The organism is Bacteroides sp. (assembly GCF_030151085.1).
In the GTDB taxonomy this organism is placed as follows: domain Bacteria; phylum Bacteroidota; class Bacteroidia; order Bacteroidales; family Bacteroidaceae; genus Bacteroides.
In genome coordinates, this window is sequence record NZ_JASLER010000023.1 from 1 (window position 1) to 12,722 (window position 12,722).

A 12,722-nucleotide genomic window follows, 5' to 3' on the forward strand; every position below is an offset into this window, starting at 1 on the left:
TAAGCAACTGCCTTCTTCTTCATCTTGGCATTACGAGCCAGATCGAACAACTCAGGATTAATATGACAATATCCCCCGGGATTCTTATCCAAATAATCCTGATGATAATCTTCGGCAGGATAGAAGTTCTTCAATGGTTCAACTTCTACAACCAAGGGTTTAGTATAGTTGGCAGCCAGACGCTGTACGGTTTCCTTTATTACAGGAAGATCGGCAGAATCCGTATAATATATACCGGTACGATATTGAGTACCTCTATCCCCTCCTTGACGGTTCATGCTGGTAGGGTCGATAGTTTTAAAATAAAGATCGATGAGGAAAGGTAAATCTACTTTCTCAGGATCGTATTGTACTTTTACGGTTTCGGCAAAATCTGTGGTGCCAGTACATACTTGTTTATAAGTGGGGTTGGCGATGTTTCCATTGGCATAGCCTACTTGAGTGGTTTCCACTCCATCTATTTGTTTCAGGAAATGTTCGGTACCCCAGAAACATCCTCCTGCCAGATAAATCTCTTTCATTGGTTTCATATTTTTTTCCTTTTCTGTCTTTCCTGCCGGATTGCCCGCACAAGCCAAACAATTGAATAACGCTACAAAAATAAAAATTATTTGTTTCATACCTTCCATTATTACATAGTTTGAAGAACAATTCTCATAACCTTGGAATCTTACTTTAATGTACAACAACAAAAGTAACGGTATGGTTGAAAAAAAGACGAAGATTATGCTATTTACCCATACAAACAAAGTGCATGTTACATAGACGAAGGTTTATGTAACGTATGTATTACGAAATGTTACCTGCATAAAATTTTGTGCTACATAGGTATATAGGTTTTCACCGATGGCTTTGTTATCTTTGCTTACAGAAACAATTAAATAAATACAGAGATGAAAAGTTTAATTCATAGTAGGTTTAAGTTAGGAGTAGCAGCGTTGCTTTGCCTTTGCTTTGCCTCACTGGCAGAGGCGAAGGTGAAGTTGCCTGCTTTGATTTCGGACGGCATGGTGCTACAACGCGAACAACCTATAAAAGTATGGGGTACAGCAGATGCCGGAGAAAGTGTACAAGTGAGTTTCCAGAAGAAAAGCACTTCATCCGCCATCAAAGGAGAAAAGCTGAAAAGCTCTTATTCCGCAACCGCAGATGCAAATGGCAATTGGAGCATTACCTTGCCTCCCTTAAAAGCTGGAGGTCCTTTCATCCTACAAGTGAATGACATCGAACTGAAAGATATACTGGTAGGCGACGTATGGTTATGCTCAGGACAATCGAATATGGAATTACCCGTAAGTCGTGTAACAGATATGTTCCGGGATGAAATTGCCGCATATAGCAATGATAAAATACGCCACATCATCGTACCCAAAGTTTATAACTTCCACGCACCACAAGAAGATACTCCTCCGGCAAACTGGAAAACATTGACACAAGAAAACGTGATGAGCTTCTCCGCCCTAGCCTATTTCTTTGCAAAGGCTTATTACAAAGAAACCGGTATCCCCGTAGGATTAATCAATTCAAGTTGGGGAGGAACCCCGGTAGAAGCCTGGATCAGTGAAGAAGGATTGCAAGAATTTCCTAAATATATCAATGACAAACGCCGGTACGAAGATGATACTTATTGCGAACATCTCAAGAAAGTAGAAGGAGAAAGTTCCTATCGCTGGAACACAGCTCTTTATCGTGGTGATGCCGGATTGCATGAAGCTACCCCTTGGTATGCTGCCGATTATGATGATAGTAATTGGAAGAGTGTTAATATGTTTTCTTCCGAATGGAATAACAACGGACTAAATCCTATTAATGGTTCGCATTGGTTCCGCAAAGACCTGACAATACCCGCCTCTATGACAGGTCAAAAAGCCACTCTTCGACTAGGATGTATGGTAGATGCAGACTCGGTCTATGTAAACGGAAAATTTGTAGGCACTACCGGTTATCAATATCCTCCACGTATTTATACCATCCCCGAAGGGTTACTGAAAGCAGGAAAGAACAACGTTACTATTCGTCTCATCAGCAATGGTGGACGTGCACACTTCGTTAAAGAAAAGCCATACAAGATTATCTGCAACAACGAAGAGATCAGCCTTGAAGGTGAATGGAAATATCGCCTTGGTGCACCGATGCCCTCAGCTCCCGGCTCTACCTTCTTCTGCTATAAACCGGTATGTTTGTATAATGCGATGATTGCTCCGCTAAAAAATTATCCAGTAAAAGGAGTTATTTGGTATCAAGGTGAATCCAACGTATCACAACGTAACGAATATGCGGTATTGCTCACCACTCTGATTACCGACTGGCGTTCTACCTTTAATAATCCTGAACTGCCTTTCTATATTGTAGAGTTAGCCGATTTCCTCTCGAAAGATGATGTCTATGGACGTAAAACCTGGGCAGAGATGCGTCAGGAACAAGCCAAGGCAGCCCAAATGAATAAGAACGCCACACTTATCAAGAACAGTGATTTAGGTGAATGGAACGACATACATCCGCTGGACAAGAAAACTCTTGGAGAGCGTGTTGCCCAAAGCGTCCTGCAAGCCACAAGCCTCAACAATAAATAATTCATAACTTACTAATCTATAACTCATAGCAAAATGAACACATTAAGCCAAAAGGTTTCCATGGCCGAGAAGATCGGCTACAGCCTCGGTGATTGCTCTGCGAACCTCGTGTTCCAGATGATGATGATTTATCAAACGAAATTCTATACAGATGTATTCGGACTGGAAGGGGCCGTAGCGGGAAGCGTCATGCTGATAGCCCGTATAGTAGATGCTTTCGTTGACCCCACAGTAGGTATTCTCTCCGACCGGACACAAACACGATGGGGTAAGTATCGCCCGTGGGTATTATGGACGGCATTGCCGTTTATGGTATTCTATGTATTGGCTTTCTACAACCCGGGTATTGAAGACAAAGGCTTAGTCGCTGTGTATGCCACGATTTCCTATACTTTGCTGATGACATTGTATTCGTTCAATAATACCCCATACGCTTCATTAGGCGGAGTGATGTCGAGCGACATTAAAGAGCGTACCAGCATCACTTCCGTGCGTTTTGTTGCCGCTACTATTGCGCAATTTGTAGTACAAGGATTGACTTTACCATTAGTAAGCAAATTTGCCGCCGGAGGTGACAAAGGTCATGGGTGGTTATGCACCATTTCACTGTTTGCAGTCATTGGTTTGGTGTTCTTTGTCATCACCTTCTTCTCCAGCCGCGAACGTATCACCCCGCCTGCCAGTCAGAAGACCGATACCCGAAAGGACATTAAAGACGTATTCAAGAGTATTCCGTGGCGGGCAATGTTCATTCTTACCTTATTTATCTTCACCACACTTGCTATGTGGGGCAGTGCCATGAATTACTATTTCGAAAACTATGTAGACTCCAACTCATTGTATGCCTTCCTCGACAAACTGGGCTTGGTAGCTACCGAACCGGGTAATGGCATAGGTTATACTATATTAAACGCCTTTGGATTAATAGTATCCGGTCCGGATAAAGCATACGAAGTAGGTTTTGGTGTGTTCAATATGCTTGGTGCTCTGGTACAATTCTTCGGAGTTATCTTCTTATCAGGTTTCCTTGCCAATCGATATGGAAAGAAACGGGTATTCATTATCTGCCTGGCATTGACCGCTCTGTTTACCGCCTTCTTCTACTTCCCTAATGAGACTGATGTAGAATCCATGTTTGTATTGAATTTCCTCAAGAGTCTGGCATACGCACCTACAGTGCCTTTGCTATGGGCAATGATTGCTGATGTAGCCGACTATTCGGAATATGTAAATTACCGTCGTGCCACGGGCTTTGTATTTGCCGGAGTAGTATTCGCCCTCAAAGCAGGTCTGGGTATCGGAGGCGCTATTCTCGGATTCTTACTTTCAGGTTTCGGCTATGTATCAGGAGCAGGCACAGTACAATCGGAATCGGCCATTCACGGTATCTTATTATCTTCCAGTTTGATTCCTGCCGCCATATTCTTTGTGGGAGTGATTACACTGTTCTTCTACCCCATTACCAAGAAATTCAATGAGGAGATGCAGGCAGAATTGACCGAGCGAAGGGAAAAAGCCGATTATTAAAGCGATAAGTAAAGAAACTAAAGCGAATAAATAGAAATAAACCAATTATCCATAAAACAATTCAAGCATTATGAAATTAAAGAACCTCCTTCTCCTATTAACAACAGCTACGATTGCTGCCTGTGGGGGACCGAAGCAAACCACCACACCAACCGAACGTTTACTAAAAGAAGTTATTGGCGACCGTTTTCTTATCGGAGTCGCCGTCAACAACAGGCAGGTATACGAACAAGATACAGCAGGAGTCCGTATTGTGAAGAAGCACTTCAACTCCATTGTTGCCGAAGACTGCATGAAGAGTGTAAACATCCATCCCGAAGAAAATCGATATAACTTCGTCCCTGCCGACTCACTGGTAAGCTTCGGTGAGGCCAACGGTATGACCGTCATCGGACATTGCCTCATCTGGCATTCGCAACTCTCACCTTGGTTCTGCATAGATAAAGACGGCAAGAACGTAACACCCGATGTCCTGAAAGCGCGGATGAAGGAACATATCACCACCATCGTCGGCCGCTACAAGGGACGTATCAAAGGATGGGATGTGGTGAATGAAGCCATTGAGGGAGATGGATCCTACCGTAAAACGCCATTCTATGAGATTCTGGGAGAAGAGTATATCCCTCTCGCTTTTCAGTACGCCCATGAAGCCGACCCGGACGCCGAGCTTTATTATAACGACTATGGTATGCACGCGCCAGGACGACGTGACGGCGTGGTACGCCTGGTAAATGCACTGAAAGAACAGGGTATCCGTATCGATGCCATCGGCATGCAAGGGCACATGGGTATGGACTATCCCGACGTGAAGGAGTTCGAGAAGAGCCTCCTTGCTTTTGCCGGAACAGGTGCCAAGGTGATGATTACAGAATGGGAAATGAGTGCGCTCCCCACCGTAGAAGAAAGTGCCAATATCAGCGACACCGCAGCCTACAGCAAAGCGATGAATCCCTACCCCGAAACACTACCCGACTCCGTTTCACAAATTTGGAACGACCGCATGAAGACATTCTTCAATCTATTCCTGAAACATTCTGATGTAATCACCCGCGTCACCGTATGGGGTGTATCCGACGGCGATTCATGGAAGAACAACTTCCCCGTACGCGGTCGTCACGAATATCCGTTGTTATTCGACCGCAACTATCAGCCAAAACCGTTTATAAACGAAATATTCGCATCAGAAGAAATAGCTAATAATAAACCCTAAAAACAGAAAAACCATGAAGAAAGAAATGAGATATTTAGTACCGGGAGATTATATGGCAGACCCAGCCGTACATGTATTCAACGATATTCTCTATATCTACCCCTCGCACGATTGGGAGAGTGGCATCGGAGAGAATGACAATGGCGATCACTTCGATATGAAAGATTATCATGTCTTCTCCACCGACGACGTGATGCACGGTGAAATAAAAGACCACGGACGGGTACTGCAAGTCAAGGACATCCCTTGGGCAGGACGCCAGTTATGGGATTGCGACGTTGCCCTGAAAGACGGCAAGTATTATATGTATTTCCCCCTAAAGGATAAAAATGATATTTTTCGTATCGGCGTAGCTATCGGCAATCGTCCCGAAGGTCCGTTCATTCCTCAACCGGACCCGATAAAAGGCAGTTATAGTATAGACCCCGCCATCTTTAATGATAATGGTAACTACTACATGTACTTCGGCGGTCTGTGGGGCGGACAATTGCAACGCTACCGCAACAACAAAGCTCTGGAAAGCGCCATTCTACCCGAAGATGATACACCTGCCTTACCCGCCCGTATTGCCAAACTCACTTCCGACATGCTGGAATTTGCCGAAGAGCCAAAGCCGGTAATCATTCTGGATGAAGATGGAAAGCCCTTGACGGCAGGTGACAACGAACGACGCTTCTTCGAAGCTAGCTGGATGCATAAGTACAACGACAAATACTATTTCTCCTACTCAACCGGCGATACACACCGCCTATGCTATGCTATTGGTGATAATCCCTACGGACCATTCACTTATCAGGGGGTTATCCTTACTCCGGTAATTGGTTGGACTACCCACCATGCCATTGTTGAATATAAAGGTAAATGGTATCTGTTCCATCACGACTGTGTCCCTTCCAACGGTAAAACCTGGCTTCGCAGCCTCAAAGTATGTGAGTTGGAATATGATAAAGAAGGAAGAATTATCACCATCAACGGAGGAGGTGAATGACCGGCAAATACATCCATGCAGATGTGAAGCCGACAGAAAGATAAGCTGAGTTATATTCGACATAGGATAGATATAGGAATCATACGGTATGAATCATACAATCATACGGTATGATTCATACCTCTATTTAAGGAAGTAGTCAGTTCTTCCCGAATATCAATCCAACTCTCTAATAACAAGAACAATGAAACAGAAACTACTATCATTTATCAGCATACTCCTGTTGTTCGTCCCCCGAATGGCAGCCGAGGACGGCAGCCGCCTATGGTTACGGCTTAATAGTGGAGTGAATGCCAAAATCACCGCCCCAGCTTCCGTGAAATCTCCGACACTGAACCTTGCCATCAACGAATTGCAGCAAGCATGGTGTGGAGTACCGGTCACTTTGACTTTGAAGAAAGATAAGCAACTGGCTCAAGATGGTTTCCGCATTCAAAAGGCCGATGGGCAAATGGACATCACCTCCCCTACCGAAGCCGGTTTACTCTACGGAGCCTATCACCTACTCCGTCTGCAAGAAACGGGGCAAACAAACAGTGCCTTTTCCCAAGCTGGCCAACTAACGGAAAACCCTGCATACCACCTGCGTATTCTTAATCATTGGGATAACCAGAATGGTACTATTGAACGTGGCTATGCCGGAAAATCCCTTTGGAATTGGGATGAACTACCCACTACCCTCTCTGACAGATACGAAGCATACGCCCGTGCCAATGCTTCTATCGGCATCAATGGTACCGTAGTGAACAATGTAAATGCTTCTCCTCAAATTCTTACTCCCCAGTATCTACAAAAAGTAAAAGCACTAGCCGATATATTCCGCCCATACGGCATACGTATCTATCTATCGGTTAACTTTGCTTCACCCATGGTACTGGATAGTTTGTCTACCGCCGATCCGTTAGATAAAGAAGTGATTAAATGGTGGAAAAACAAAGTACACGAAATCTATCGCATCATCCCCGACTTCGGTGGCTTCCTTGTAAAAGCCAATTCGGAGGGACAACCCGGTCCTTGTGACTTCGGATGTACCCACGCCGAAGGCGCCAATATGCTTGCCGATGCATTGAAACCCTATAAAGGTATCGTAATGTGGCGTGCCTTCGTCTATAGCCCTTCAGATGCTGACCGTGCCAAGCAAGCCTATCTTGAATTCAAGCCATTGGACGGGCTATTCCGACCAAACGTTATCATACAAGTAAAGAACGGTCCGGTAGATTTTCAACCACGTGAACCCTATAGCCCGCTATTCGGTGCTATGCAGCACACCCCGGTTATGGCGGAATTTCAAATTACGCAGGAATATATGGGACACTCCAATCACCTCTGCTTCCTGGCTACTACGTGGAAAGAATTCTTCAATCTTGTTCCGCCCGCCTCATTGAAAGCCATTGCAGGTGTTGCCAATATCGGTACAGACACCAACTGGTGCGGACACCCCTTTGCCCAAGCCAATTGGTATGCCTTCGGACGTTTGGCATGGAATCCGTCTTTGTCTTCCGACGCAATAGCAAATGAATGGCTGAAACAGACGTTCTCGGTGGATAGTGGCCTTAACACTGAATTAAAAGCAATGATGCTCGAAAGCCACGAAGCCGTAGTAAACTATATGATGCCACTGGGATTACATCATATTTTTGCTTGGGGACATCATTATGGTCCTGAGCCCTGGTGCAACATACCTAATGCCCGCCCCGACTGGTTACCGTCTTACTATCATAGAGCAGATGCCAATGGGGTCGGCTTTGACCGCAGCCACACGGGAAGTAATGCCGTCAGTCAATATCCGGAACATTTGGCAAAACTCTACGACGACTTAGCCACTTGTCCCGAAGAATACCTTCTTTGGTTTCACCACGTTCCCTGGACACATTCTATGAAAAGCGGACGCAGTCTGTGGGATGAACTTTGTTATCATTACGATCACGGCGTGCAACAAGTCAGAGAATTTCAAAAGACTTGGGACAAAGCCAAAAAACACATTGATGAAGAACGATTCAAAGACGTGCAGTCTCGCCTGAAAATACAAATGCGCGATGCTATCTGGTGGAAGGATGCTTGCCTGCTTTACTTTCAAGAGTTTTCAAAGCTACCGATCCCTTCTGACATAGAACGTCCTATCCACGAGCTTAATGATTTGAAGCAAATCAAGCTTCCTATCAGTAACTACGAATGCCCTACCAGTGAATTGCTGAATAAGAACAGATAACTTCTGTTTTCATAAATAAAGCTGTATCTTTGTAGAGAATTATATCCACAAAGACACAGCTTTATGAATTTCAAATCTATACTATGCCTTATTTGTCTGGGGGTATCCATGATATGCCACGGGCAGACCGGAAGATTATTTACTGTTGACAACGAACTGTCAAGCAGCATGATTAATACCGTTTACCAAGATAAAAACGGAATTATCTGGATTGCTACAGAAGATGGTCTGAACCGATACGACGGAGCTAAATTTACCATTTACAAACACGATAAAGAAAATGAGCATTCACTACTCAACAATTATGTACGCTTCCTCTTTGAAGATAGCCACCGACATTGTTTTGTCGCTACCCTGAGTGGACTGCAAAGTTATGATTCCGCCACAGATCAGTTTACAGATATTCCGCTGATACAAGAGAATGGTGAGCCTACCACAGCAAATGTAGGCACCATGATTGAACGCAGCAATGGAGACATATTTGTAGGAACCGCCGGTCATGGCATCTTCAAAATTACAGGAACAAATGGTAAACTGGTAGCCAAGCATGTAGATGACCTTATCTCCAGTAGCATTGTCAATCAGATGCACGAAGACGAGAAAGGGAATCTATGGATCAGTACCGGTAATAAAGGTCTTTTTTGCATTACTCCGAATAAACAAGTCCTGAATTTTCTTACAGAGATCAATGACATGGGAATCTCCATCACTAGCATCTGTGAAGATGGAACGGGCAATATTTATGTAGGGACACTGGGCAAAGGTTTATTCCGGTACAATAGCAGCAAAGCCACTTTCGAGCCTACTATCTCCCCATCTTATCCTGATCTGCCTATTAAAACTCTTTATCTGGCAAGTCCCGATGAAATATATATCGGTACCGATGGAAACGGTATGAAGGTATACGACATCAAGAAAAAGGAAATTGTGGAAGGCAAACTGAATGTCACAACTTTCGACCTCAACAAATCAAAAATTCATTCTATAATGAAAGACCGGATAGGAAATATCTGGTTAGGATTCTTCCAGAAAGGTGTATTACTTATCCCTGCTGTAACCAATGCATTCAAGTATCTAGGCTATAAATCTGCACAAAAAAATGTAATCGGTTCAAGCTGCATCATGTCTGTCTGTAAAGATCACACGGGTACTTTATGGGTAGGTACGGACAACGATGGTTTATACAAGGTAAATGACAACGGAGAACGAGTAGCACACTATGTTCACTCTAATGACGCAACGTCGGTTCCCTCGACCATTATGAGTATATATGAAGATTCCAAGCACAACATCTGGCTAGGTTCATATATGCAGGGAATGGCAAAGCTAGACCCGCAAACCGGACGCTGCCAATACATCCAACTCGCAAATTATAATTCCCAATCCAGCAATATGCGTGTTTATTGTTTCACAGAAGACCACCAGCAGAATCTTTGGATTGGCACCATGGGGTCGGGACTTTATCGTATGGATCTCAATACAGGTATCACCACCCGCTGCAAAGTCGGCGAACCGGGCGTTCAATATGATAAAGCTGCCAATATACTGCCCAGTTTATGGGTAACCAGCCTGCTGCATTCTAAAAATGAAAAGCTCTACATCGGTACTTATAACGGTCTGTGTTGCCTGGATTTGAAAACGATGAACTTTGCTTCAACCTTCCAAAATAACAGACTATTTCCCAACTCCGTGATTTATGCGCTTTGTGAAGACAATGCCGGCAATCTCTGGATAGGGACTTCCGAAGGTTTAAAATTTCTGAATCCTACCACCCGGGAATCTCACGATTATACCATCAAAGACGGATTGCCGGGTAATGTGATTTGTGCTATCGTAGAAGATAAGAATAACGAAATATGGATTAGTACAAGTTATGGCGTAGCTCGCTTTAACCCTGAGCACAAGAATTTTATCTCCTATTATGCCAATGATGGATTACAAGGCAATGAATTCAGTAAAGGAGCCGTTTATGTTGACCACAAAGGAGAAATTATATTCGGAGGAGTCAATGGAGTTACTTATTTCAATCCCCAGGAGATAACCAGTACTACTTCTAAACCCAGTATCTACATTACCGGATTCTACATTCATGATGAAAGTGTTAAGAAAGGAATGAAATCGGGTGGAACAGAAATAGTAAAAGGTTCTGTAATGGATGCAGACAAGTTCCATCTCTCCTACAAAGATAATTCTTTCAGTGTTGAATTCTCAACAATGGAATTCAGTAACCCGGAACGTATCACCTATATGTATGCCATCAATGATGAGCATTGGATTACTTTACGTCCCGGAATCAACCGGATTTCATTCAGCGACCTGGCACCGGGAATCTATAAATTCAGTGTAAAAGCCAAGGATTATATGACGTATTCCGATACCAAACAAATCACTATTATCATTTCACCGGCATGGTATGACTCTTTCTGGGCCAAATGCATCTACGCTTTAATCGTATGTGCAATTATCTACTTCATTATCATTCAAATCCGTCATCGTTATCGAGTACGTCAGGAGATACTGGAGCATGTTCATGCCGAACAAATCAATGAAGCTAAATTGCAGTTCTTTATCAACATATCCCACGAAATCCGTACACCGATGACACTCATCATCAGTCCGCTGCAAAAACTAATGGCAGCAGATAAAGATAGCGAACGGCAACGGACTTATCATGCCATTTACAGGAATGCAGAACGTCTTCTACGCTTGGTAAATCAGCTAATGGATATCCGTAAGATTGACAAGGGGCAAATGTTACTGAAGTTTCAGGAAACAGAGATTGTAGGTTTTATCCGTGACTTGTATAGTAGCTTTGAATATCAAGCCAATACTAAGAAAATAGCACTTAATTACAAACCCGAAGTAGAAGAGCTGAACACTTGGATAGATCCAAAGAATTTCGACAAAATCATTCTTAATGTATTGACCAATGCACTTAAATTTACTCCGGAGAATGGTGAAATAAATATTTATCTGCGTACATGCAAAAACGTAGATAAGTCTGCATCCATACAACATTATTTTGAAATCGTAATAGAGGATAACGGTATCGGAATCAATGAAAAAGAGATCGGACATATCTTCGACCGCTTCTACCAGATACGTAATAATATCAATAATTCCGGTGTAGGAACAGGTATCGGTTTACACCTGACACGTTCATTGGTAGAACTGCATTATGGGACTATTGAAGCAGCAAACAATACGGATAAAAGTGGTTGTCATTTCACTATTCGTTTGCCTCTAGGTAAAGAACACCTGAAGGTGGAAGAGATTGAGGAACGTACTTCCAATACTCCACAAGTGACACACATCACTTCTACCGAACCCGTCCCTGTTCCTGAAGTCAATAATGATGAAGAAAAGATACGCTCCAAGAGCAAACACCGCATATTAGTAGTGGAAGACGACGAGGAGATACGGAAATACATTTGCCGTGAATTATCTGCCGACTTCCATACTTCAGAAAGTATCAATGGCAAGGAAGCCCTTGAAAAGATATTAAAAAAAGCACCGGATTTAATTATCAGTGATATCATGATGCCGGAAATGGATGGACTTACCCTCTGCCGTAAAATCAGGCAGAATGTTACCATCAATCATATTCCCATTATTCTGCTTACTGCCAAAACCAGTGAAGAAGATAACTTGGAAGGACTCGATACAGGAGCGGATGCCTACATCGTAAAGCCCTTCAGTATAGACATACTGAAGAAGACCGTAGAAAACATCATCAAACGACGTGAATTACTACGGAATAGCTTTAGTGGAAAGCAAGAGCAAACAGATAAGATGCAGAAAATCGTTGTCAAATCACCGGACGAGAAACTGATGGAGCGTGTCATGCATGTTATCAATACGCAACTAAGCAATCCGAACCTCAGTGTAGAAATGATTGCCAGTGAAGTGGGAATCAGCCGCGTACATTTACATCGTAAACTAAAAGAATTGACTAATCAATCTACCCGAGACTTTATCCGCAATATTCGCCTGAAACAAGCGGCAACTCTGTTGGCAGAAAAGCATCACAATATTACGGAAGTGGCAACCATGACCGGCTTTGCTAATATGACTTATTTTTCTACGGCGTTCAAGGAATTATACGGTTTTTCGCCTACTGCCTATATGGAACAGCATCAGGAGATGGATAATCACTAATAAAAGATAAGTCAACTAACTTATTGCAAGTCAGTTGACTTATTTATCTTTCAATGG

The 12,722-nt window shown here is 43.3% G+C and carries 7 protein-coding genes; 6 read left to right on the forward strand and 1 reads right to left on the reverse strand.

The window, feature by feature from the left end; genetic code table 11:
• The coding region (gene msrA / locus Q1W14_RS04365; protein ID WP_300699571.1) for a peptide-methionine (S)-S-oxide reductase MsrA at window positions 1–620 on the reverse strand (620 nt) is incomplete at its 3' end.
• 273 nt (window positions 621–893) lie between these two features.
• Here msrA and Q1W14_RS04370 point away from each other — a divergent pair.
• The 6 genes from Q1W14_RS04370 to Q1W14_RS04395 all read left to right on the forward strand — a co-directional run bounded on the left by Q1W14_RS04370 (window position 894) and on the right by Q1W14_RS04395 (window position 12,665).
• On the forward strand, window positions 894–2,573 hold the full coding sequence (locus Q1W14_RS04370) for a sialate O-acetylesterase (RefSeq protein WP_300699572.1): 1,680 nt from the start codon (window positions 894–896) through the stop codon (window positions 2,571–2,573).
• Between the two features lie 33 nt (window positions 2,574–2,606).
• Window positions 2,607–4,100, forward strand: coding sequence for an MFS transporter (locus tag Q1W14_RS04375; RefSeq protein ID WP_300699573.1), 1,494 nt, complete (start codon window positions 2,607–2,609; stop codon window positions 4,098–4,100).
• A 70-nt stretch (window positions 4,101–4,170) separates the two neighbouring features.
• On the forward strand, window positions 4,171–5,310 hold the full coding sequence (locus Q1W14_RS04380) for an endo-1,4-beta-xylanase (RefSeq protein WP_300699574.1): 1,140 nt from the start codon (window positions 4,171–4,173) through the stop codon (window positions 5,308–5,310).
• Between the two features lie 13 nt (window positions 5,311–5,323).
• Window positions 5,324–6,298 (forward strand): glycoside hydrolase family 43 protein, encoded by a 975-nt coding sequence (locus Q1W14_RS04385; RefSeq protein ID WP_300699575.1) that lies wholly within the window; start codon window positions 5,324–5,326, stop codon window positions 6,296–6,298.
• Window positions 6,299–6,536: 238 nt separating this feature from the next.
• Window positions 6,537–8,507 carry an alpha-glucuronidase gene (locus Q1W14_RS04390; protein WP_300699604.1) on the forward strand — a complete coding sequence of 657 codons (1,971 nt, stop codon included), beginning with the start codon at window positions 6,537–6,539 and terminating at the stop codon, window positions 8,505–8,507.
• Window positions 8,508–8,570: 63 nt separating this feature from the next.
• The gene (locus tag Q1W14_RS04395; RefSeq protein WP_300699576.1) at window positions 8,571–12,665 is read left to right on the forward strand and encodes a two-component regulator propeller domain-containing protein; all 4,095 of its coding nucleotides are present in this window, start codon (window positions 8,571–8,573) and stop codon (window positions 12,663–12,665) included.
• Window positions 12,666–12,722 lie beyond the last annotated feature (57 nt).